This window comes from Saccharopolyspora hattusasensis (assembly GCF_050972075.1).
GTDB lineage: Bacteria > Actinomycetota > Actinomycetes > Mycobacteriales > Pseudonocardiaceae > Saccharopolyspora > Saccharopolyspora hattusasensis.
In genome coordinates this window covers 69131-92027 of sequence record NZ_JBPCDC010000001.1, presented here as the reverse complement: position 1 = coordinate 92027, position 22897 = coordinate 69131, and the positions used below count along the sequence as shown (strand labels likewise).

The following is a 22897-nucleotide window of genomic DNA, read 5'->3' as shown; positions in this document are numbered from 1 at the left end:
CCTCCGCGCGCCCCGCACACCAGCAAATATCGGTGTCCGGGCACGTCGACACGTTGTGCCGGGACAACCTGCCGCCACGCGAGCAGTGGCCGCCGGCACGCCGGAAAACCGAAGGCCACCACGCACTTCCACCGCGTCGTGCTGGACCGACGCCCTGATCATCTCCGTGGGCTACAACATCGCGGGCCGGCGCTTCGTGCTCCGCGAGCTCGCCCGGGCCTGAACTCGCGAAGCGGGCTGGATCGTCACGGCTTCCCGCGTTCGTCGACGAGTTGGTGGAGTGCGGAGAGACCCTTGTGGACCTCGACGAAACTGGTGCTCAGCGGGGCGAGGCCGATGCGGATTCCGTCCGGTGCGCGGAAGTCCGGGATGACAGCGCGTTGCCAGAGCAGCTCGGTGACCTCCCGGAAGTCGGCTCGGCGCACTGTGATGTGGCCGCCGCGGCGCTCGGGTTCGCGTGGTGAGGCCAGCTGCACGCCCCGGTCGAACAGCCACGCGTCCGCCAGTTCGAGGGCGTATTGGGTCAGCAGCGACGACTTCGCGCGGACTGCTTCGATCCCCGCTTCCTCGAGCATGTCCAGGCCGGTGAGCAGCGGGAGCATCGCCAGGATCGGGGGCGTTCCGCTGAGCAGCCCGCGGATGCCGTCGGCGGGTTGGTACCCGGGCCCCATCAGGAACGGTTCGCGATGTCCCATCCAGCCCCAGATCGGCTGCTGCGCGAGCCCGTGGTGGCGCTGGTTGACGTAGCCGAAGGCAGGAGATCCGGGCCCGCCATTGAGGTACTTGTAGGTGCAGCCGACGGCGAAATCGGCGTCCCACGCGTCGAGGTGCACGGGTACCGAACCGACCGAATGGCAGAGGTCCCACAGCACCAACGCACCGGCTCGGTGTGCCGTGCGCGTGATGGCTTCGGCGTCGGCCAGGTAGCCGGAGCGGTATGCGACGTGGCTGAACACGACCAACGCGGTGTTCGGGCCGACTGCGCCGGCGACCTGTTCGTCGGTGATGCCCGCCGCCGGGTCGGTTTCGATCCACTTGAGGACCAGGCCACGTTCGGCGGCGATGCCTTCCAGGACGTAGCGGTCGGTGGGGAAGTTGTCGGTGTCGAGGACGATTTCGCGTCGGCCGGGCCGGGCGGCGACCGCAGCGCGGGCGAGCTTGTAGAGCATGACGGTGGTGGAGTCGGCCACGACGACTTGTCCGGGTGCGGCGCCGAGCGCGGCCCGGCCGACGCGGTCGCCGATCGCTTCCGGCCAGTCGAGCCATTCGTCGGTCCACCCCCGGATCAGGCGTTGTCCCCACTGCTGGTGGATGAACCGGTCCATGCGCTCGGGGATCGCACGAGAGGGTCGTCCCAGGGAGTTGCCGTCGAGGTAGGCGACGACGTCCGCGCCGTCGGGCGTCAAGAACCGTTCCTGGAAGCCGCGCAGCGGATCGGCGCCGTCCAGCACGTGCGCTTTCTCCAGGAGGCTGGTGCGGTCGGACATGCGTTCTTCCTCCGTTGGTGGTCGAGTCAGGACGACGGGGGTGGGTCGAGGACTCGGGCGGCGCGCAGGGCCTCGCGGCACCGACCAGGGTGGCAGCGGCCCCGCACCGACGGCGCGGCCACGGCGCAGGCGCACCGCGCACCGGTCGAACCACCGTCCCCACCAGGCGGAATCGGCGATCACCCATTCGTCCTCGTCGCTCGGCATCGTGGTCCTCCTGGCCGTTCTACCGGGTGATCTCGGTGCGCACCGCTTACAGCTCGGGGAAGAAGGTCAGGTCTAGCGCGTCGCGGAGGAAAGGCACGCCGCTGGACCCACCGGTGCCCCGCTTGAACCGATCGTGCGCTCCACGGTCTTCAGGTGCCGGAAGCGCCATAACTGGAAGTTGTCCTCCAAGTCCAGGAGTTCCTCGCAGGCTTCGTAGGCATCCCAGTTCTCCGCGACCGACTCGTAGATCTTCCGGAAGACGGGCACGAGCTCGGCACGTAGGTGTGTGTGGCTGACGTCGCGCTCCAGCAGCGGGGCGGGGACCTGGTATCCGCGCCGGGCGAGGTACCGGAGGAATTCGTCGTAGATGCTGGGTTGTCCGAGCAGCCCGGACAGCAGTGCGTGGGCGTGCTCATCGTGCCGGAACACCTCCAGCATCTCGTCGTTCTTGTTGCCGAGGATGAACTCCACTGCGCGGTACTGATAAGACTGGAATCCTGATGACCTGCCGAGGAATCCGCGGAACCGCACGAATTCCGAAGGTGTCAGGGTTGCCAGTACCGACCACTGCTCGGTGAGGATGTGCTGGATGCGCTTGACCCTGGCCAGTCCCTTGAGCGCCTGTTGCAGCCGGTCGCCTGCCAGGTGCTCGCGCGCGGTCCGGAGTTCGTGCAGTACGAGCTTGAGCCACAGCTCCGCAGCCTGGTGCTGGATGATGAACAACAGCTCGTCGTGGCTTGCTGCGTCCGCGGCCGCGGTTCGTCATCTCCGTCGGCGCGCTGACGGATTCTCCAACGGCACGCCGTCTTTCGAGAGCTTCGGTGCGGGTAGGTCCGCGCTGGAGGTGAGCGGCGCCGCCCCTGTCAGCGGCCGTCCGGCCGGATCTTTGAGGAACAAGGCGCTTACGAGCCCGATCGCACCTGCCCCGGTGAGGTAGTAGCCAGGCCAGTCGAGGTTGTCGGTCGTGGTCACCGCGACACCGATGACCGTGGGCGCGGTGCCCGCGAACGCGGAAACGAAGAAGTTGAAGATGATGGCGAGGCTGCCGTACCGGATGAAGGTGGGAAAGAGCGCGGGCAGTGTCGAGGGGGTCACCGCCGCGAAGCAAAGCAGCGCGAAACCCATGATCAGCAAGCCGAGGACCTGGCCGGTAAGCCCCGCTCTCAGCAGCCAGACCGAAGGCAGACCGAGCAGGACGAGCGAGACGCTGCCGGTAATCAGGATCGGCTTCCTGCCGATCCTGTCGCTGAGTTTGCCGACGAACACGATGACGCAGAGCATCGCCAGCATGACGGCCACCTGAAGCGTGGTCGAGAGCGCCTCGCTGGTCCCGCTCTTGCCGTAGGCCGGTAGGGTGCCCGTCAGGTAGGTCGGCACGTAGTTCGTCAGAACGTAGTTGGTGACGTTCCAGGCCACGATCAGTCCGCCAGCGATCAGCGCCGCCGAGCGGTAATGGGTCACCAAGATCTGGAAGACGCGGCGCAGCGACATGGTGGCCATCGCTGGTGAACGCTCCATCAGCTGCCGGAACGCGGGCGTCTCCTCCAGGCGCATCCGTAGGTAGATCCCGGTGATGCCCACCGGAATGGCGAGCATGAAGGGCAGCCGCCATCCCCAGGTCAACAGATCGTCCGGCGGCAGCACGGCGACCAGGATCGTGCAGATTCCCGCGCCGAGGGTGTACCCGACCAGCGTGCCAAACTCCAGCCAGCTGCCCAGGAAACCGCGCCGCCGGTCGGGGGCGTACTCCGCGACGAGGGTCAGTGCTCCGGTGTACTCGCCGCCCGCGGAAAAGCCCTGCAGCATCCGGATGAACAACACGATCAACGGGGCCGCGATACCGATCGCGCCGTAGCTGGGAACGAGCCCGAGCAGTGCAGTGGCGATCGCCATCAGGAGAACCGTGGCGGAGAGGACCCTGGTCCGGCCGATGCGGTCACCCAGCGGGCCGAGGATGAGCCCGCCGAGCGGGCGAACCAAGAACGCGGCGGCGAACGTGCCCAGGGTGAACACCGCCGCCCACTCCCCGGCATCGGGGAAGAAAACCCGATCCAGGGCGATTGCTGCGAGATAGGAATAGATGCCGAAGTCGTACCACTCGGCGACGTTTCCCAGTGTTGCAGCCATTGTCGCGCGACGAATGGTCTGCGCATCCGCGACGGCTACCCGGTCGACCGCGGCCCGAGGATCTTCGGTCGCCCCGCTCACCCGGCCGCTCCATTACGTCCCATGCACAACGAAGACGTGCGGTGGCGTGGATTCATGATCACCCGTGTTTCATGCGACTGATATATCTATGCAAGTTATTAGATGTGTTAGTGGTGGTCAAGGGTCGCTGCGCCGGCTACGGGCCCGCGAGATTTTGCAAGCGATCGAGGATCTCCTCGGCGGCTTGGACGAGAATGCGTGAAATGCCCTGGAAGTCCGCGGGGCGGAGATGGGCCTCGTCCGCCGATACGCTCAGCGCTCCGGCGATGCGCCCGCCCGGGCCGCGCACCGGGACGGCGACGGTGTGGAGATCGGGTTCGAACTCGCCGCTGGCGGCTGCCCAGCCGCGGTCGCGCACCCGGTTCAGGTCCGCCAGCAAGGCGCCGCGCGAGGTAACGGTGTGTGGGGTGAAACGCCGCAGCGGTTGCTTCAGGGCGTCGTCGAGCTCCTCGAATCCGAAGCTCGCCAGCAGAACTTTTCCGCTCGCAGTCGCATGGAGCGGGACTCGGAGGCCGATCCAGTTGCGCTCAGTGCTCGGCTCCTGCACGACGGCGGTCGCGCCGCCGCCCTCGAAGACGCTGAGGCTCACCGTTCCGCGCAGTTCGGATGCCAGCCGAGCGCAGATCGGCCTGCTTTCGCCGGCGATGTCCAGTTGTGCCGCCGTCGCTCCGGCGAGCCGGACGATGCCGAATCCGAGCCGGTATCTTCCGCGCGGGCCTACCTGTTCGACGAACCGGTGCTTCTCCAGGGCGGTCATGAGGCGGGATGCCGTGGACTTGTGGACCCCCAGTTCGCGGGCCAGCTCGGTCACGCCGGCCGGTCCGCGCTGGGCCAGAAGGACGAGCATCGACAGCGCCCGGTCGACGGCCTGGGTCTGCGTCCGGGGCTCAGACTTGGCCGCGATCTTGTTGTTGTGCATGTTGCAACTCCGAACCTGAGGTGAGTCGATCTGGGATCGGTTAATTGACGGGAAACGATAAGTGCCGGATGCTCTGTTGCGAATAGCACGTCGTGTTCCGCAATAAGCAACAGGAGCAACGATGATCTTAGTTGGCGCGGTGTCCGACATCCCGGTCGGGGAGTCCGTACGTGTGCAGGGCAGCGTGACGATCGCGGTCTTCAACGCGGACGGCATCCTCTACGCGATCGACGACACGTGCACCCACCAGGATGCTTCGCTGTCGGACGGCTGGCTCGAAGGATGCGCGGTCGAATGTCCGCTGCACGCCGCCTGCTTCGATCTCCGCACCGGGCGGCCCAGCGGGCCGCCCGCGCGGAAACCGGTGCGCACGCACGAAGTCGTCATCTCCGACGGTCAGGTCTACGTGCACGAGTCGGTGAAAGTCGAGGCGGTAGTCGTACGGGCGCTTACGGAAGAGGTCCGATGATGCGGACGATCACTGTTGTCGGGGCTTCTCTCGCCGGGCTCACGGCGACCCGCGCGCTGCGTGATCAGGGTTTCGAGGGGCGCATCGCCGTGGTCGGCGACGAAGCTCACGCGCCTTACGACCGCCCCCCGCTGTCGAAGGAGTTCTTGGGCGGAACGGTTTCGGAAGACGACCTGAAGCTGGCGACGCCTGAGGACGCCGCACTGCTCGCGGAGTGGCGCCTCGGATGCACCGCGACTGCCCTCGACACCGGTGGGCGGGCGGTGGTGCTCGACGACGGTGCACGGATCGTGTCCGATGGCGTGGTGCTGGCGACCGGTGCCCGGGCCAGGAACCTCCCCGGGGAGATGCCCAAGGGAGTGCACACCATCCGCACGCTCGACGATGCCATGGTGCTGCGCGAGGAGTTGGTCGCGGGAGCCCGTCTGGTTGTGATCGGGGCGGGGTTCATCGGTTCCGAGATCGCGTCGACGGCGGTGGGATTGGGGGTCGAGGTCGATGTCGTCGAGGCTGCGCCCGTGCCGCTGCTGAAGCCGCTCGGCGCTGAGATGGGCGAGATCTGTGCCGGGCTGCACGCCACCAGGGGAGTCCGGCTGCACACCGGCGTTTCGCTCGCCGAGCTGGTCGGCAGCACGCAGGTGAAGGCCGTCCGCCTGACCGATGGCCGCGAACTCCCCGCCGATGTGGTGGTGGTCGGGATCGGGGCGGCACCGTCCGTGGATTGGCTGAGCGGGTCGGGCGTCGACCTCGACGATGGTGTGGTGACCGATGCGCAGGGCGTCACGAACATCCCTGGCGTTGTCGCGGTCGGCGACTGCGCCAACTCCCACCGGAACTACCTCGGCTTGGCCCGGCGCATGGAGCACTGGACCAATGCCGTGCAGCAGCCAGTTGCGGCAGTGTCCGCTCTCCTCGGTCGGACCTACCTGCCGCCAGCGCATCACGAGGTGCCGTACTTCTGGTCGGACCAATATGGTCACAAGATCCAATTCGCCGGTCACCGCACCGCGGATTCGACGATCGAAGTGCTCGAGGGCGACCTCGAATCGCTCGACTTCCTCGCGCTCTACCGCGATCAGGCCGGCAATCCGGTAGCAGTTCTCGCGGTCGACCGCGCCCGCTCGTTCGGGAGATGGCGTCGCCAGCTAGCGGGATTCCGGCCGGCGCAGCGCTGATCCGGCGAACGTTGGGTCCTTCTCATCCATTTCCGTCCCCGTGCTGGCGCGGTGATCCTCGGGCACCGGCTCGGCCCGGGTGTTTCCTCGAGCTCTCTGCTGCCCAGGATCCGCGCCGACTATTCATCGCCGCATTGAAATAGAGGGAAAGGATCGTTGTGAGCTCCGTCGAAGTCCACAGCCAGCAGCCGGAATCCGCCTCCAGCCTGATTCCGACCTTGCCCGGATCGCACTACACCGATGCCGCGGTCTTCGAGATCGAGCAGTCCCGGATCTTCCAGCGCAACTGGTTCGCCGCGGCCCGCAGCAGTGACATGGCAACACCGGGCAGCTTCCGCAACGTCGATGTCGGAGGGGAGAGCGTGCTGATCGTGCGTGGCCGCGACGGCGCTTTGCGAGCTTTCCTCAACGTGTGCCGGCACCGCGGCGCACGCCTGTGCCTCGAAGAGTCCGGATCGGTCCGCAGGTCCTTGCAGTGCCCTTACCACGCGTGGACCTACGGCCTCGATGGCTCGCTCATCGCGGCACCGAATCTGAACTCCATGAACGACGTGAACCGCGACGAATACGGCCTTATCGGCGTCGCCCTGCAGGAATGGCTCGGAACTGTCTGGGTTTGCCTTGCCGACGAGCCGCCGTCCTTCGCCGACACGGTGCAGGCAGCGGTTGCAGCCCGGCTCGGTGATTCCGACGTCATCGACGGGTGGGGGATCGACGACCTCGTGGTCGGTCGCCGGATCACTTACGACGTGAAGGCGAACTGGAAGCTCATCGTCGAGAACTTCATGGAGTGCTACCACTGCGCGACCATCCATCCTGAACTGACTGAAGTGCTGCCCGAGTTCGCCGATGGCTACGCGGCGCAGTACTTCGTGGGGCACGGAGCGGAGTTCGGCGAGGAGGTCACCGGCTTCACGGTGGACGGGCAGAGCGGCTTCGAAACCCTCTCCGGCGTTGACGAAGACCACGATCGGCGCTACTACGCGGTCACGATCAACCCTCAGGTGTTCATCAACCTCGTCCCGGACCACGTGATCTTCCACCGCATGTACCCGGTGGCGGTGGACCGGACGATCGTCGAGTGCGACTGGCTCTACACGCAGGAGGTCATCGACAGCGGGGCCGATCTCTCGCGTTCGGTAGAGCTCTTTCACCGGGTCAACCAGCAGGACTTCGACGCATGCGAGCGTTGCCAGCCGGCGATGTCCTCGCGGGCATACGCCTCGGGTGGTGTGCTGGTTCCCAGCGAGCACCACATCGGCGAGTTCCGGGATTGGGTGGCGGCCGCGATCTCCGGATGACGTCGGCCTGCCGGGAACCCCAGTTGATGACGTTCCGCGAGCCGACACCTTATGGTGCCGACGTTGGCCAGTGCCCGCCCGGCGCTGGTCTTCCCGTGGCGATACCCGCCGCCAGCACAGTGCTGGTTTTACCTGGGTTTCCATCGGGCTGTCACGACCGCCACCGGGCGGTCCTACTCCAGCTTCGACACGATCGCCGGCTCGATCAGCCGGACTCTGCTTGCCCTGCCGGGCGAAACCATCGTGCATACCGGGCATGGTGACTCGGCCACCATCGGTGCCGAGGCGCCGCACCTGGAGGTGTGGATGGCGCGGGGACATCTCCCGAATTCCGGGAGATCCCCCCGGGCTGTTGACCGAGCCCGGCACCGAGGTTAACTTGACCTGTAACTGATATATCAACCATCGAACACAGATACACGGGAGGTCGACCCGTATGTCCACAACGGTTGATCGTCAAGCGGTCCCGAGAGCCGAACGCCCGGAGCTGCAGGCATGAGTGCAACCACCACGCCTCCTGGCGCGCAGCTGCCCGAACATCCTGACTTCCTCTGGCGCAACCCGGAACCGAAGAAGTTCTACGACGTGGTCATCGTCGGTGGCGGTGGGCACGGCCTGGCGACCGCGCACTACCTGGCGAAGAACCACGGCATCACCAACGTCGCTGTTCTGGAGAAGGGCTGGCTCGCGGGCGGCAACATGGCCCGCAACACCACACTGATCCGGTCCAACTACCTGTGGGACGAATCCGCGGCGATGTACGAGCACTCCCTGAAGCTGTGGGAGGGCCTGGAGGAGGACCTCGGCTACCCGATCCTGTTCTCGCAGCGCGGTGTGCTCAACCTCGCGCACACCGAGCAGGACGTCCGCGATTCGGTCCGCCGCGTGGAGGCCAACAAGCTCAACGGGATCGACGCGGAGTGGATCGGACCCGAGGACGTCAAGGAGATCTGCCCGATCGTCAACATCTCCGCCGATATCCGCTACCCGGTCCAGGGCGCGACGTATCAGCCGCGCGCGGGCATCGCCAAGCACGATTACGTGGCCTGGGGCTTCGCGCGCCGCGCGGACGAGGCCGGGATCGACGTGATCCAGAACTGCGAGGTGACCGGGTTCGCCGTGGACGGTGACCGGGTGACCGGGGTGCACACCTCCCGCGGCGACATCGCCTGCGGCACCGTGGCACTCTGCGCGGCCGGGCACACGTCGGTGCTGCTGGACATGCTCGGTGTGCGCACCCCGCTGCAATCACACCCGCTGCAGGCGCTGGTTTCCGAGCTGCTGGAGCCGGTGCACCCGACGATCGTGATGTCCAACGCCGTGCACGTGTACGTCTCCCAGGCGCACAAGGGCGAACTGGTGATGGGTGCGGGTGTGGACTCCTACAACGGCTACGGCCAGCGTGGTGCCTTCCACATCATCGAGCGCCAGATGGCTGCTGCGGTCGAGCTGTTCCCGGTGTTCGCGCGGGCGCACCTGCTGCGCTCCTGGGCGGGCATCGTGGACGTCACCCCGGACGCGAGCCCGATCGTTGGCCACACCCCGTACGAGAACCTGTACGTCAACTCGGGGTGGGGGACCGGCGGTTTCAAAGCCACGCCGGGGATCGGTTGGTGCTACGCACACACCATCGCCCACGGCGCGCCACACCCGTACGTCGCCCCGTTCGGCCTCGACCGGTTCACCACCGGCGCGCTCGTCGACGAGCACGGCGCCGCGGCCGTCGCCCACTGAATCCGAGGACTGCCATGCAACTCATCCACTGCCCGTGGTGCGGCCCCCGCGAGGAGGTCGAGTTCCACTACGGCGGCCAGGCCGACATCGCCTACCCAGAAGAGCCCGCCCAACTGTCGGACCAGGAATGGGCGGAGTTCGTGTTCTACCGCGACAACCCCAAGGGGCCGTTCGCGGAACGCTGGAGCCACAGCCTCGGCTGCCGCCGCTGGTTCAACGCCGTCCGCGACACCCGCACCTACGAGTTCCTCGCCACCTACGACGTCGGTGAACCGGTCGCCGGCGTGGCGCGGGCCGAACAGGAGGTGCACCAATGAGCCGGGTCGACGGATACGGCCGCATCGACCGCAGCCGCACGCTCACCTTCACCTTCGACGGCCGGACCTACACCGGCCACCCGGGTGACACGCTCGCCTCGGCCCTGCTGGCGAACGGCGTCCACCACGTCGGCACCAGTGTGAAACTGGGCCGCCCGCACGGGATCGGAGCCGCCTGGACCGAAGACCCCACTGGCCTGGTGCAGATCGAGAAGCCGTTCCCGGAGCCGATGCTGCAGGCCACCACGGTCGAGCTCACCGATGGGCTCGTCGCCCGTGGCGTCAACGGGCAGGGACGTCTCGCCGACGTGCCCGACCCCGCCCGCTACGACCGCAAGCACACCCACACCGACACGCTGGTGATCGGCGCCGGACCGGCCGGGCTGGTCGCCGCCCGCAGCGCGGCGCGCGCGGGGGAGAGCGTCGTCCTCGTCGACGACCGCGTCACCCCTGGCGGCAGCCTCACCGGTACCGAGCGCATCGACGGTCGTCCGGCCCGGGAGTTCGTCGACGAGGTCGTCGCCGAACTGGCGGAAAATCCGGAGGCGCTGCACCTGCAGCGCACCACCGCGTTCGGGCAGTACGACGACGGGTTCGTGCTTGCGCTGGAGCGGCGCACCGACCACCTCGGCACCGCCGCGCCCGCGAACCGCTCCCGGCAGCGGGTACACCGCATCCGTGCGCTCAAGGTCGTCGTCGCCGCCGGCGCGCACGAGCGGCCGATCGTGTTCGAGGACAACGACCGCCCCGGCATCCTGCTCGCCTCCGCAGCACGGGACTACCTGCACCGCTACGGCGTGCTCGCCGGACGCGAGATCGTCGTGTTCACCAGCGACGACACCGCCTATGCCGCGGCGATCGACCTCGCCGACGCGGGCGCGCGCGTGACCATCCTCGACGCGCGGGACACCGCGCCCGAGGAATGGAAGAACCGTGCCGTGGCAAGTGGAACCACGGTCCATCCGTCCACTGTGGTCACCGGAACCGAAGGCGAGGAGCGCGTTTCCGGCGTGCTCGCCCGCAACGCCGGCGGTGCGGTGCGGCTGCCCGCTGACCTGTTGCTGGTCTCCGGCGGCTGGAACCCGGTGGTGCACCTGTTCAGCCACATCAAGGGAGCGCTGGTCTACGACGCCGCGCTCGGCGCCTTCCGCCCGTCCGGAACACTGCCCGGCGTCACCGTGATCGGAGCCGCGAACGGCACCTTCGACCTGGCCGGGGTGGTGCGCGAAGGCGCCGGTGACGGAGCTCCGCCCGTCGACGCCGAACCCGCCCGCACACCGACGAAGGTGTTGTGGCGGACCGAAGGCGACCCGGACCGCCAGTTCGTCGACATCCAGCGCGACGCCACCGTCGCGGACATCCAGCGGGCTGTCGGCGCCGGGCTGCGGTCGGTGGAGCACGTCAAGCGCTACACCACCATCGGCACCGCGCACGATCAGGGCAAGACCTCCGGCGTGATCGCCTCCGGCATCACGGCCGAGCTCCTCGGCCGCCCGATCGAGGAACTGGGCACCACCACCTTCCGTCCGCCGTACACCCCCGTGGCGTTCGCCGCGCTAGCCGGGCGTGAGCACGGCAAGCTGTTCGACCCGGAGCGCACCACCTCGCTGCACGCCTGGCACGTAGCGGCCGGGGCGGTGTTCGAGGACGTCGGGCAGTGGAAGCGCGCGCGTTACTACCCGAAGCCCGGCGAGGACATGGACACCGCCGTGCTGCGCGAGTGCGCCGCCACCCGAGCGAGCGTTGGCATCCTCGACGGCTCCACCCTGGGCAAGATCGACGTTCAGGGCCCGGATGCCGGGGTGCTGCTCGACCGGATCTACACGAACATGATGAGCACGCTGAAGGTCGGACGGGTGCGCTACGGCGTGATGTGCGGCAACGACGGCATGGTCATCGACGACGGCACGGTGCTGCGGATCGCGGAGAACCGCTTCCTGGTCACCACGACGACCGGCGGCGCTGCGGCCGTTCTGGAGTGGATGGAGGAGTGGCTCCAGACCGAGTGGCCGGAGCTGCGCGTGCACTTGGCTTCGGTCACCGAGCACTGGGCGGTGTTCCCGGTCGTCGGCCCGCGGTCGAGGGACGTGGTCGGCGCGGTGTTCCCCGACCTCGACGTGTCGAACGAGGCGTTCCCATTCATGGCCTGGAAGGACACCGCACTCGACGGTGTGCCGGTCCGCGTCGCGCGGATTTCCTTCTCCGGCGAGCTGGCCTACGAGGTCAACGTCAACTCCTGGTACGGGTTGTCGCTGTGGAAGCGCTTGCTGGCGGCCGGGAAGCGCTTCGACATCACCCCGTACGGCACCGAGACCATGCACGTGCTGCGCGCGGAGAAGGGCTACCCGATCATCGGGCAGGACACCGATGGCACGGTCACGCCTCAGGACCTCGGCATGAACTGGGTGGTGTCGAAGAAGAAGGAAGACTTCATCGGCAAGCGCTCGTTCGCCCGGCCCGAGAACCACAACCCGCTTCGCAAGCAATTCGTTTCCCTGCTGCCGACCGATGGACTCACCAAGCTGCGCGAGGGCTCGCAGATCGTGGAGTTCCGCGAGGACGGGGCACTACCCGAGCCGCCGGTCCCGATGCTCGGCCACGTCACCTCCAGCTACCACAGCGCCGAGCTCGGGCGACCGTTCGCGCTCGCACTGGTGAACAACGGCCGCGCCCGAATCGGTGACCTGGTGCACGTTCCGATGGGCGGCAAGCTCATCGAGGCCGAGATCGGCGACACCGTGCTGGTGGACCCGGAAGGAGCACGCCGCGATGGCTGAAACCCTCTACCCCGCGCACCCCCTGCAAGCGTGGAAAGCCGCTCTGGCCGAGCTGACGTGGGCGGTTGACGGGCTGATGGTCAAGCCCGAGGAGCCAGTGGCCGCGGTGGACCTGCGCGTCGATGCTGCAGGACCGGGCGCCGCGGCAGTGGCACGCGCGTTGGGTTCGGCGTTACCCGTCGAACCCAACACCTGGACCCACACCACGGAAGGCCAGATCATCTGGCTCGGTCCCGATGAGTGGCTGGTGACCAGCAAGAACGCCCGCCCGCACGAGCTGGAGGACTCGCTCGGCCGGGTCGTATCCGCTCACGGCGGCGCGGCCGCGGACGTGTCCGCGCAGCGCACCACCATCCGGCTCAGCGGTGGGCGGGCCCGAGAGCTGCTGTCGTTCGGGTGCTCGATCGACCTGCGATCCTCGGCCTTCCCCAACGGATCGAGCGCGCAGACCAGCATCGGGCAGACCGGTGCACTGATCCTCGCCCTCGGCAGCGGCGACGACTTCCGGCTCTTCGTCCGGCCGTCGTTCGCCGGGTACCTCGCGGACTGGCTGCTCGACACGGCCCAGGAATTCCGCCCCGCCCAACAGTAGGGCCTGTTTCGAAAGTGGTTTGCGTAGCGGTGCGGGTAGCGGCCCCCCTGCGGGAGTTGCTGTGGCCTTCTCACGCACGTGTTCCCCGACATCATGAATGCCAATTCACCGCGTCGGGGACTGGCCTCGCCGAGAGCCCTTCGGCGGGCACAGCCCCCGAGAACCCGCGGCGGTGCCAGTTGAGTCCCACACCGCAAGCGGCTGCCGCCGCTTATAAAACACGTCCTAGGGCCGGGCGTCCTCGATCGTCGGCACGGCCCGGCTTTCCCATCCTTCACAGGCATCTTCGCAGCGGTCGCAGTGGACCGTATTTAGGAGAGACCCGTCATGAGCACCACCCCTCGTGTCGTCATCATCGGAGCTGGGATCGTCGGTGCGAACCTGGCCGACGAGCTCACCGAGCGCGGCTGGACCGAGGTCGCTGTCGTCGATCAGGGCCCGCTGCCCCTCACTGGAGGCTCGACCTCCCACGCGCCCGGTCTCGTGTACCAGACCAGCGCCTCGAAGGTCATGACCGAGCTGGCAACCTACACGGTGGAGAAGTTCAAGAGCCTCGACGTGGACGGGGCCTGGTGCTTCAACCAGGTCGGCGGCCTCGAGGTCGCCACCACCCCGGAGCGGCTCGCCGACCTGCACCGCAAGCAGGGGTGGGCCACCTCCTGGGGGGTGCCCGGCGAGGTCGTCGGGCCGCAGCGGTGCGCCGAACTGCACCCGCTGCTCGACGGTGAACGGGTGCTCGGTGGGTTCCATACTCCGACGGACGGCTTGGCCAAAGCGTCCCGCGCCGTCGTCGCAGTGGCCCGCCGCGCCGAGTCCCGCGGCGCGGTGTTCCGCGGCTCGACCCGCGTCATCGAGATCCTCCAGCAGGGCGGTCGGGTCACCGGTGTGCGCACCGACGGCGGCGAGGAGATCCCCGCCGACATCGTGGTGTCCTGCGCCGGGTTCTGGGGGCAGGCCGTCGGTGAGCTTGCCGGGATGAAGGTGCCCCTGCTCCCGATGGCCCACCAGTACGTGCGCACCGGGCAGATCGCCGAGCTCCTCGGCCGCAAGGACGAGCGGATCGAGGCACGGCTGCCGATCCTGCGCCACCAGGACCACGACCTCTACTACCGCGAGCACAACGACTGCCTCGGCATCGGCAGCTACGCCCACCGCCCCATGCCGGCGCGGCTGTCCGAGCTGCCCGAAGTCGACGATGACGATCTCACCGAGGCGGCGATGCCGTCGATGTTGCCGTTCACCGAGGAGGATTTCGCGCCGTCCTGGGAGCACAGCAAGGTGCTGCTGCCGACGCTGCGGGAGGCGAAGATCGAGTCCGGGTTCAACGGCATCTTCTCCTTCACCCCCGACGGCGGACCGCTGGTCGGAGAGTCCCAGCAGGTGGCCGGGTTCTGGATCGCCGAGGCGGTGTGGGTGACCCACTCCGCGGGTGTCGCCCGCGCCGTCGCGCAGCTGCTCGTGGACGGCCGCAGCGACGTCGAACTCCACGGTTGCGACGTTAACCGGTTCGACGAGATCGAGACGACTGAGGCTTACGTCAGCGAGACCTCGCAGCAGAACTTCGTGGAGATCTACGACGTGCGGCACCCGCTGCAACCGAAGCTGTCGCCGCGCGACCTGCGGATAAGTCCGTTCCACGCGCGGCAGAAGGAACTGGGCGCGTTCTTCCTCGAGGCACACGCCTGGGAGCGGCCGCACTGGTACGAGGCCAACGCGCGCTTGGTCAAGGAACTGCCGACCGACTGGCAGCCGCCGTCGCGCGACGCTTGGTCAGCGATGTTCCACTCGCCGATCGCCGCGGCGGAGGCGTGGAAGACCCGCACTGCGGTCGCCATGTACGACATGACCCCGCTCAAGCGCATCGAGGTCAGCGGCCTGGGGGCGATCGAGTTCCTGCAGCGGCTGACCACCGGCAAGATGGACAAGTCAGTCGGCTCGGTGACCTACACCCTCGCCCTGGACAAGGCCGGTGGTATCCGTTCGGACCTGACCGTCGCCCGGCTCGGCGAGCACCTGTTCCAGGTCGGCGCCAACGGCAACCTCGACCTGGACTACTTCCGGCGCGAGGCACCGGACGACCACAGCGTCCAGATTCGCGACATCACCGGCGGTACCTGCTGCGTCGGCGTGTGGGGTCCGCTGGCGCGTGACCTGGTGCAGCCGTTGAGCGGCGACGACTTCTCCCACGAGGCGCTGAAGTACTTCCGCCTGAAGCACGCACACATCGCCGGCATCCCGGTCACCGCGATGCGACTGTCCTATGTGGGCGAACTCGGCTGGGAGATCTACACCAGCGCCGAATACGGCCAGCGGCTGTGGGATGTGCTGTGGGAAGCGGGGCAACCGCTCGGTGTCATCGCAGCCGGGCGCGCCGCGTTCAACAGCCTCCGCCTGGAGAAGGGCTACCGGTCGTGGGGCAGCGACATGACGACCGAGCACAACCCCTACGAGGCCGGTCTCGGGTTCGCCGTGAACAAGAAGAAGACCGGCTACGTCGGCTACGACGCGATCGCCGGGCTGAGCGACGAAGCGGTCACCCGCCGTCTTGCCTGCCTGACCATCGACGACGGTCGTAGCGTGGTGCTGGGCAACGAACCTGTGTTCCTCGATGGCGAAGCCGCGGGTTATGTGAGCTCGGCCGCGTTCGGCCACACGATCGGTAAGCCCATCGCCTACGCCTGGCTACCCGCGTCGGCCACGGCAGGCACCTCGGTGGAGATCCAGTACTTCGGGCGGAAGGTGCGCGCCACTGTCGCCGTCGAACCGCTGGTCGACCCGGAAATGGCCCGAATTCGCCGCTGAGCGGTCCCCGAGCAGGGTGCGCGGTCTGCAAACGGTCGGTGTCCGCGCACCCCACCCGCTGCGGGCCCAGCCCCCGAGGACGAAAGACCGATGCCATGCGCATGAACAGTCTCGAAACCTTCCTGCAAGAACTCGCGATGCGGACCGGTCAGATGATCGCCCGTATTGCCTTCTCGAATCCGGTGACGTGGTCTCGGGCGATCTTCTCGGCCCTCCGGCTCTCGCCATCGGCGACCGCTCGCAGCAGGCCCACGTGTTCCTCGATGTGCCGGTCGAAATGCGTGATGCGTTCCAGGAACACGCAGAAGATCCGGGTGGCGAGGTTGTTGTAGCGAACCAGCGTGTCTTCCAGGTGAGGGTTGCCTGTTGCGCGGTAGATCGAGCGGTGCACCCGCAAGTCCCACTGCATCAGCTCGTGTCGCGACATGATCAGCACATCGTTGTCCTGGATGGTGTCGGCGAGCTCGACCAGCTTCTCGCGCACGGCCTTCCCGGCGTTCTCGGCGGCCCGGCGGGCGGCCAGCGGTTCGAGCTGCACGCGGATTTCGGAGATGTAGGCGAGGTCGGTGATGTCCACGCCGGTCGCGAAGGTGCCGCGACGCGGGTACGAGATCACCAGACGATCCACCTCGAGACGCTTGAGGGCCTCGCGGACGGGGGTGCGTCCAATGCCGAGCGACTCGCTCAGCGCCAAGTCGTCGATCGGCGCCATCGGCGGGATGTCCAGCATGATCAGCTGGTGCTGGATCGCGGCGTAGGCGCGGTCGGCCAGCGAGGTGGTCGGCGATTCGAGTTCCTGTCGGGCAGTGGTCACGGGCATCATCTTAGGGCCTGAAATCCAGGGGAACATGCACCGGCACTTCTTTGGAGCACGTCTTGCATAAGATTGATATATTAGTTCAATATTTGAAGGAGGGTCAGGGAACGCTGATGACCATCTCCGTGTTCGACCTGTTCAAGGTCGGGATCGGACCCTCGAGTTCGCACATGGTCGGCCCGAGCGACGAGCTGCTTGCGCTGACGAGGGAGACCGTGCTTCGCATCAGCGACATCATGCTCGCCAAGACGATCAAGACCATGCGCGAAACCGGCGCGGGCATGAAGGACAAGTACCAGGAGACCGCCCGCGGCGGGCCGGCTCTCAACATCGTGGAGTGCTGAGGAGATCTGCGTGAGTCACACCTTCACCCTCACCCTGAGCTGCCCCAACCGGACGGGCATCGTGCGCGCGGTGAGCGGATACCTGTTCGAACGCGGATGCGACATCGGTGAGCACCAGCAGTTCGACGACGCCGTACGTGACCGGCTGTTCATGCGCACCCAGGTCACGGCACCCGACGGCACCGATCTGGAGGAGCTGTCGCGCGGATTCGCGACGGTGGCCGCTGAGTTCGAGATGACCTACGACTTCAACGCCAACCGGAACGCCCGGATCCTGGTGATGGCGTCGAAGCTCGGCCACTGCCTGAACGACCTGATCTACCGGTGGCGGGCCGGAAGCCTCGGGGGTGACATCGTCGCAGTGGTGTCCAACCACCAGGACCTGCGCCCGATGGCCGAGGCCGCCGGCTTGCCGTTCGTGCACATTCCGGTCACCCCGGCGACGAAGGAGGCTGCCGAGGCGCGCCTGTTGCAGCTCGTGGATGAGTACGACGCCGAGCTGGTCGTGCTGGCGCGGTACATGCAGATCCTCTCGGACGAGACCAGCAAGGCTCTGTACGGCCGCGCAATCAACATCCACCACTCGTTCCTGCCCGGGTTCAAGGGCGCCAAGCCGTACCACCAGGCGTACCAGCGCGGCGTGAAACTGGTCGGTGCCACCGCGCATTACGTCACCTCGGACCTGGACGAGGGGCCGATCATCGAGCAGGAAGTCATCCGGATCGACCACACCTACGACCCCCGTGCACTGCAAACTGTGGGGCGCGACGCCGAGGCGCTCGCGTTGTCCCGCGCGGTGCGCTGGCATTGCGAACGCCGGGTGCTGCTCAACGGCCACAGCACGGTCGTTTTCCCGTGACCACGGTGTCTATTGGGACTGCCCCGACGAACGCCTCGAGCGAGTCGGGGCAGTCTGGTGCGTACCGGGTCGCGCTGCTGGCAGCGTTCGACAGGGCGATCCCTGATGCAGCCGCTGGGTTTTGATCTCATCCAAAGTGGACTGGGCGAGGTCGCCTCCGGGTGACCCGACTTGACGCGCAGCCTGCTGCTCCGTGATTGGGGCAGAAAGGCCTTGGTTCGGCTCTGCTGTGCTGCGGCAGTCTGGCGAAATAAGGGTGCTGTGCAACGGCGTGACCAGCTTCGTCATCTGAAGGTCGGCTCGGGCTGAGTCACCTGAACGATCTTGGCGGCCGGTGGTGTGGCTGAGGGGATCTCCTGGTAGCGGCTCGGAGGGTTCGATGATCAGGTAGATGTAGTGCGCAGACCCCCGGATTTATCCGTGGGGTTAGCGCGTCAAGTCCGATCCTGACGCGCCCAGCGGTAACCCTGCCAACGTTAGATGGCTCGGTGCTGTATAGTGCTGGGTATGGTCGTCACGCTGCGATCGAACGCGAACATCACCTTTCAGTGCGCGTTCCACGTCGTGTGGTGCCCGAAATACCGGCGCCGGGTCATCGGTGGCCGGATGGAAGAACGCTTGAAGCAGCTCATCCGGGAAGTTGTCGAGGAGAAGGGGGCGTGGCTGGTGGAGCTGGAAACGATGCCGGACCACGTTCACCTTCTCGTCGAAGTCGACCCGCAGTACGGGGTGCACAAGCTGGTCAAAGCGATTAAGGGGCGTTCGTCGCGCGTGTTGCGGGAAGAGTTCCCGTGGTTGCGGTCGAAGCTTCCGACGCTGTGGACCAACAGCTATTTCGTCGCGACGGTCGGCGGCGCACCGCGCTCGGTCATCAAGCGCTACGTCGAACAGCGGAAGGCCCGGTGAGCCGATGCTGACGGGACGTCGCTACCGCTTGAAGCTCACCACCGCGCAGGCCGCCCAGTGTGAGGAGTTCGGCAATATCTGCCGGGCAGTGTGGAACACCGCCCTGGAACAACGCCGCGAGTACCGGCGGCGCGGGGTGTGGATGAACTACAACGAGCAAGCCGGAGAGCTCGCCGACGCGAAAACCGAGCACGACTGGTTGCAGACCGCGCCGTCGCACATCCTTCAGCAGGCGTTGAAGGATCTGGACCGGGCGTGCCGCGACCACGGCACGTTCCGGGTTAAGTGGCGCGGTAAGCAGCGTTGGAACCCGTCGTTGCGGTTCCCGATGGGCAAGCTCATCGGGGTCGAGCGGCTGAACAAGCGGTGGGGACGGGCGAAGCTTTCGAAGCTGGGGTGGGTGCGGTTCCGCATGACCCGCCGGCTCGGTGGTGCCGTGCGGTCCGTGACAGTGTCCCGCGATGGCCGGGACTGGTTCGTGTCGTTGTTCGTTGACGACGGCGCCAGCACCCCAGAACGGCACGCCGCACCCCACAGCGGTGTCGGTGTCGACCGTGGAGTCGCGGCAGCGGTAGCTACCAGTGACGGCAAGCTCATTGACCGCGTTTTCGTCTCGTCTGGCGAGGGTGAGCGTTACCGCGGGTTGCAGCAGAAGCTTTCCCGGCAGAAGCGGGGCAGCGCAGACCGTAAGAAGACGCTCGGCAAGATGCGCCGGTTGAAGCGGCGCGAACGCGACCGGCGAGCGGACTTCTGCTCGCAGGTCGCGGCCGAGCTTACCGACCGCAACGCGCTGGTCGTGCTGGAAGACCTCCGTACCCGGAACATGACCCGGTCGGCGAGCGGAACCGCTGAAGAACCCGGCCGGAACGTCGCCCACAAGTCCGGCCTGAACCGCGTCATCCTCGGCAAAGGCTGGCACAAGCTTGAACTGGCCCTGTGTAACGCTGCCCGCTATAGCGGCAGCGAGATCGTGAAGGTGCCTGCTGCGTACACGTCGTAGACGTGCGCGGTGTGCCGTGCTGTGGACCCGGAAAGCCGTGAGAGCCAAGCGGTTTTTCGGTGTACCCAGTGCGGCCACACCGCGCACGCTGACGTGAACGCGGCGAAGAACATTCTCGCCGCCGGACGGGCGGGGACAGCCTGTGGAGACCTCGCCGTTAGGCGGTCCGTGAAGCAGGAACCTCAACCGGCGTTAGCGCTGGTTGGAACCCCCCCGGCCGTGGGAAGGACGTCAAGCATGCCACTCAGTTCGATCACGATCAACGAGAGCCGCGCCTGCGCCCGCTGTACCGGCTCGACGGAGGGGTCGGCGCACCCGAGCGGGTGCTCGCATTGGAGGGGGACCGCGGGTCGGCGCCGGTGCGGATAGGGAGCGCTCGCTGGCGGGTTCATCGGCACCTTGGTGCTGACCACGGCATTGCGTGCGGCGGATGAGCTCAAACTGACCCGCATCGACATCCCTTTCCTGCTCGGCACCTGCGTAACGGTCAACCGCTCCCGAGCGAAAGCCCTCGGCTACCTGGCGCACTTCGTGTTCGGGGAGCTGTTCGCCTTGGGCTACTACGGGCTGTTCGTCGCCCAGAGAACCAGCAGTTGGTGGTTGGGGGCGCTGTTCGGTCTGGTCCACGGCATGTTCGCCGGCACCGCACTGGTGAACCTCCTGCTGCCGGTGGTGCACCCGCGGATGGGAACCAACCTGACCAGCGCTCCACAGAGCGCGCTTCTCGAACCGCCGGGTTTCCTCTTGCTCAACTACGGAGCGGTGACACCGATCGTCAGTCTTCTGGGGCATGTCCTCTACGGTGCCCTCGTCGGTGGATTCATCTCCTACACCAGCTGACCGGCGATGCGGACAAGGCAGCGGGCACTGGTGCACCCGTCGTTGAGGCGCTGGTACAGGGCTGTTAGCGGCGAGTGGGCACCCGCGTGATCGGACAAACGTAGCGCGCGCAGACCCCTTGCTTTAGCTGTGGGGTGAGCGCGTCGAATCTGCTGTTGACGTGCTCAGCGGTTACCTTACCAACAGTAGGTTTCTCGTCCGGCGCGTACTTCGTGCGGCCCGGCGAAACGGCCGAGCAGTTCAAGCGATCCGAAGCGGACGCCGAGAAGTCGCCTGATCGCAGCATCGGGCGGGATGCCCGACCGCCGGGCGAGAACTAGCGCTCAGCCGAGCCGGGAAAGCAGGGGCGGACGGCTTCGGCGAATGCGTCCGGCGACTCGATCGACGGCAGGTGCCCGGCACCGGGCAGCGTCACGAGCTCGCTTCCTGACAGCGCGCCCGTGAGTTCGCGCGCGTTCCCCGGCGGCGTCAGGGTGTCCTCCTCGCCGACGACCACCAGCGCCGGGCCGGTGCCCTCGCGTTCCGCTCGATCCGCGACCGTGAGGCGGTTGGCACGCTGCTCGTCGTTAGGTCGCCACCTGGCCGTGAGTGATTTTGGGCGCCATAGCACCGAAAAACGCTCACGGTCCTCGGTCCTGCACCACGCACACCCAACCGTCTGATGTGGACACCGCACGACCGGCTGCCCGCATCCGGTGCACCACCTGCGGACCTTCCGAGCACGCGGAGCGCGGGCGTGTAGGCCGCGCACAGGTGCTCGGTCAGCTCCAGTTCGGGCGGCCAGGTGCGCCGAAGAAGCCGACCACGCGCGGATGCGCCCGTACTCCGCGGGCGGCTGGCAGCTGACCCAGCTGGTGCCGGACCTCTCCAAAGTCGCCCAGGACGACCCGGTACCGACCGCGGTGCCCGACGCGGCACCCCACGCGGACCTGCTGGTGGTCACCGGGGCGGGGGACTGGCCGGCGGACTGCGCGGCGCGCTTCGGAGAGCTTCCCGTGGTCGCCAGTTCGCTGGCCTACCTGGGCCCGGCCAGGGCCGATCGGGCGAAGGAGCTGAACCACCGGCTGCGCGCGGTGACGTCGTCGTCGCCCGCGGAATCCCGCGCGTTCGGCAGCTACCTGGGAATCCACCGCAAGATCAGGGTCATCGGCTCGCCGCAGACCGACGCGCTGCCGCAGCGCGCCCCCGAACCGGGGTTGGTGCTGGTGCTCACCAGCGTCACGCACGCCGACGGCACCGGCGGCGCGGCACCCGGCACCGAACTGCTGCTGGACGCGGCCGCGGAACTCCAGGCTGTGGGCAAGCGCATCCTGGTCGGCCTGCACCCGAGGGAAGACCCGTCGCTGTGGAGCCGCTACGAGATCAGCGACGTTCCGTCGTTGCAGGCGTCGGCCCGGGCGGAAGCGGCGATCGGGATTCCCGGCACGGTGTTCCCGCTGATCGCCGCGGTCGGAACGCCCGCTGGTGGGCTGCACCGACCCGGCGCTGACCGTGCCGGACCACCTGATTTCGGCCTGTTCCAGCACCATCGACGCCGCCGCCCAGGCGGTGCCCGCGGTGGCCAGCGCCGAACTCCCGGACCCGGAAACGCTGGCCGATGCCGTCGGGCCCATCGGCGGCTCGGCGGGCCGGTTGTTCGACGCCTGGTCAAGGACCGTCCGGGGCAGGTGAGACCAGGGCGGCGATCGCGGGATCAGCCGCGATCGCTTGCTCCCCTCGTGGTGGTCAGTCCTCGTCCGGCTTGGCGTGGTCCGGCACGCCCGGGTGCGGGTCGCGGGACAGGTCGATCAGCGGGTGCACCCCGGCACCCTCCGGTGCGGCGTGGCTGTGCCTGCCCGTCTCGGCCTCGTTGCTGGGACGGTCGGGTTCGGTGCTCATGTTTTCCTCCGGTCGACCGGAGCCGGTGCGGCAACGGTCAGCGATCACGGGACAACATCAGCATGCCAACCGGGTGCGCCACGCCGCCGGACGATCGAGTGCGACGCGCATCACCGGTGACCGGATGCCTCAGAACTCGGCGCGGAAGGTCCGGAGCCAGCGCCGAGCGCCGGGAACCTGTTCATCATCCGGTAAGCGGTGCGCAGGGGCCTATCCGGGATCTTCGCGAACATGGCGGTCACAGCGACGTCCTCGAAACGAACCG

At 67.4% G+C, this 22897-nt stretch carries 23 protein-coding genes and 1 pseudogene; 16 read left to right on the top strand and 8 right to left on the bottom strand.

Annotated features, from left to right (window positions below):
• Positions 1-245 precede the first annotated feature (245 nt).
• The 4 genes from kynU to ACRXBZ_RS00470 all read right to left on the bottom strand — a co-directional run bounded on the left by kynU (position 246) and on the right by ACRXBZ_RS00470 (position 4821).
• Positions 246-1487: a kynureninase gene (gene kynU, locus ACRXBZ_RS00485; RefSeq protein WP_433883767.1), complete on the bottom strand. Its 1242-nt coding sequence runs from the start codon at positions 1485-1487 to the stop codon at positions 246-248.
• Between the two features lie 279 nt (positions 1488-1766).
• Positions 1767-2417, bottom strand: coding sequence for a tryptophan 2,3-dioxygenase (locus ACRXBZ_RS00480; protein WP_433877255.1), 651 nt, complete (start codon positions 2415-2417; stop codon positions 1767-1769).
• Positions 2418-2456: 39 nt separating this feature from the next.
• On the bottom strand, positions 2457-3821 hold the full coding sequence (locus ACRXBZ_RS00475) for an MFS transporter (RefSeq protein ID WP_433883766.1): 1365 nt from the start codon (positions 3819-3821) through the stop codon (positions 2457-2459).
• Positions 3822-4038: 217 nt separating this feature from the next.
• On the bottom strand, positions 4039-4821 hold the full coding sequence (locus tag ACRXBZ_RS00470) for an IclR family transcriptional regulator (protein ID WP_433877254.1): 783 nt from the start codon (positions 4819-4821) through the stop codon (positions 4039-4041).
• Positions 4822-4942: 121 nt separating this feature from the next.
• Between ACRXBZ_RS00470 and ACRXBZ_RS00465 the strand changes: the two genes are divergently transcribed.
• From ACRXBZ_RS00465 to ACRXBZ_RS00425, 9 genes are all read left to right on the top strand, one after another.
• The gene (locus ACRXBZ_RS00465) at positions 4943-5290 is read left to right on the top strand and encodes a bifunctional 3-phenylpropionate/cinnamic acid dioxygenase ferredoxin subunit (RefSeq protein WP_433877253.1); all 348 of its coding nucleotides are present in this window, start codon (positions 4943-4945) and stop codon (positions 5288-5290) included.
• Positions 5290-6465: an NAD(P)/FAD-dependent oxidoreductase gene (locus ACRXBZ_RS00460; RefSeq protein ID WP_433877252.1), complete on the top strand. Its 1176-nt coding sequence runs from the start codon at positions 5290-5292 to the stop codon at positions 6463-6465. Before ACRXBZ_RS00465 ends, ACRXBZ_RS00460 begins: the two co-directional genes overlap by 1 nt.
• A gap of 158 nt (positions 6466-6623) precedes the next feature.
• A complete protein-coding gene (locus ACRXBZ_RS00455) occupies positions 6624-7766 on the top strand; it encodes an aromatic ring-hydroxylating oxygenase subunit alpha (RefSeq protein ID WP_433877251.1) in 1143 nt (380 codons plus the stop codon).
• A 63-nt stretch (positions 7767-7829) separates the two neighbouring features.
• Entirely contained in the window at positions 7830-8144 is a 315-nt protein-coding gene (locus ACRXBZ_RS00450; protein WP_433877250.1) for a hypothetical protein, read from the top strand.
• A gap of 117 nt (positions 8145-8261) precedes the next feature.
• A complete protein-coding gene (locus ACRXBZ_RS00445; RefSeq protein ID WP_433877249.1) occupies positions 8262-9500 on the top strand; it encodes a sarcosine oxidase subunit beta family protein in 1239 nt (412 codons plus the stop codon).
• 14 nt (positions 9501-9514) lie between these two features.
• Positions 9515-9817 (top strand): sarcosine oxidase subunit delta, encoded by a 303-nt coding sequence (locus ACRXBZ_RS00440; protein WP_433877248.1) that lies wholly within the window; start codon positions 9515-9517, stop codon positions 9815-9817.
• Complete coding sequence (locus tag ACRXBZ_RS00435) at positions 9814-12594, top strand: 2Fe-2S iron-sulfur cluster-binding protein (protein WP_433877247.1); 2781 nt, start codon at positions 9814-9816, stop codon at positions 12592-12594. Before ACRXBZ_RS00440 ends, ACRXBZ_RS00435 begins: the two co-directional genes overlap by 4 nt.
• On the top strand, positions 12587-13186 hold the full coding sequence (locus ACRXBZ_RS00430) for a sarcosine oxidase subunit gamma (protein WP_433877246.1): 600 nt from the start codon (positions 12587-12589) through the stop codon (positions 13184-13186). Before ACRXBZ_RS00435 ends, ACRXBZ_RS00430 begins: the two co-directional genes overlap by 8 nt.
• 327 nt (positions 13187-13513) lie before the next feature.
• Positions 13514-15988, top strand: coding sequence for a GcvT family protein (locus ACRXBZ_RS00425; RefSeq protein WP_433877245.1), 2475 nt, complete (start codon positions 13514-13516; stop codon positions 15986-15988).
• 148 nt (positions 15989-16136) lie between these two features.
• Here ACRXBZ_RS00425 and ACRXBZ_RS00420 read toward each other — a convergent pair whose 3' ends face one another.
• Positions 16137-16811: a GntR family transcriptional regulator gene (locus ACRXBZ_RS00420; RefSeq protein WP_168588930.1), complete on the bottom strand. Its 675-nt coding sequence runs from the start codon at positions 16809-16811 to the stop codon at positions 16137-16139.
• Positions 16812-16918: 107 nt separating this feature from the next.
• Here ACRXBZ_RS00420 and ACRXBZ_RS00415 point away from each other — a divergent pair.
• From ACRXBZ_RS00415 to ACRXBZ_RS00390, 6 genes and pseudogenes are all read left to right on the top strand, one after another.
• Positions 16919-16987, top strand: a pseudogene (locus ACRXBZ_RS00415) (serine dehydratase beta chain); the annotation flags it as partial.
• A gap of 172 nt (positions 16988-17159) precedes the next feature.
• Positions 17160-18008: a formyltetrahydrofolate deformylase gene (gene purU / locus ACRXBZ_RS00410; RefSeq protein ID WP_433877244.1), complete on the top strand. Its 849-nt coding sequence runs from the start codon at positions 17160-17162 to the stop codon at positions 18006-18008.
• A gap of 507 nt (positions 18009-18515) precedes the next feature.
• Positions 18516-18914, top strand: coding sequence for an IS200/IS605 family transposase (gene tnpA, locus ACRXBZ_RS00405; RefSeq protein WP_433883765.1), 399 nt, complete (start codon positions 18516-18518; stop codon positions 18912-18914).
• A 4-nt stretch (positions 18915-18918) separates the two neighbouring features.
• Positions 18919-19914, top strand: a complete 996-nt coding sequence (locus tag ACRXBZ_RS00400) for an RNA-guided endonuclease InsQ/TnpB family protein (protein WP_433877243.1) — start codon at positions 18919-18921, stop codon at positions 19912-19914.
• A 9-nt stretch (positions 19915-19923) separates the two neighbouring features.
• Complete coding sequence (locus tag ACRXBZ_RS00395) at positions 19924-20283, top strand: zinc ribbon domain-containing protein (RefSeq protein ID WP_433877242.1); 360 nt, start codon at positions 19924-19926, stop codon at positions 20281-20283.
• Positions 20284-20316: 33 nt separating this feature from the next.
• On the top strand, positions 20317-20754 hold the full coding sequence (locus tag ACRXBZ_RS00390; protein ID WP_433883764.1) for a hypothetical protein: 438 nt from the start codon (positions 20317-20319) through the stop codon (positions 20752-20754).
• 316 nt (positions 20755-21070) lie between these two features.
• Here ACRXBZ_RS00390 and ACRXBZ_RS00385 read toward each other — a convergent pair whose 3' ends face one another.
• Together ACRXBZ_RS00385 and ACRXBZ_RS00380 are read right to left on the bottom strand one after the other, a co-directional pair.
• Positions 21071-21364, bottom strand: a complete 294-nt coding sequence (locus tag ACRXBZ_RS00385; protein WP_433877241.1) for an alpha/beta fold hydrolase — start codon at positions 21362-21364, stop codon at positions 21071-21073.
• Between the two features lie 151 nt (positions 21365-21515).
• A complete protein-coding gene (locus tag ACRXBZ_RS00380; RefSeq protein ID WP_433877240.1) occupies positions 21516-22079 on the bottom strand; it encodes a hypothetical protein in 564 nt (187 codons plus the stop codon).
• A 139-nt stretch (positions 22080-22218) separates the two neighbouring features.
• Between ACRXBZ_RS00380 and ACRXBZ_RS00375 the strand changes: the two genes are divergently transcribed.
• Complete coding sequence (locus ACRXBZ_RS00375; protein ID WP_433877239.1) at positions 22219-22425, top strand: hypothetical protein; 207 nt, start codon at positions 22219-22221, stop codon at positions 22423-22425.
• Between the two features lie 54 nt (positions 22426-22479).
• Here ACRXBZ_RS00375 and ACRXBZ_RS00370 read toward each other — a convergent pair whose 3' ends face one another.
• A complete protein-coding gene (locus tag ACRXBZ_RS00370) occupies positions 22480-22632 on the bottom strand; it encodes a hypothetical protein (protein ID WP_358565011.1) in 153 nt (50 codons plus the stop codon).
• Positions 22633-22897: the final 265 nt, after the last annotated feature.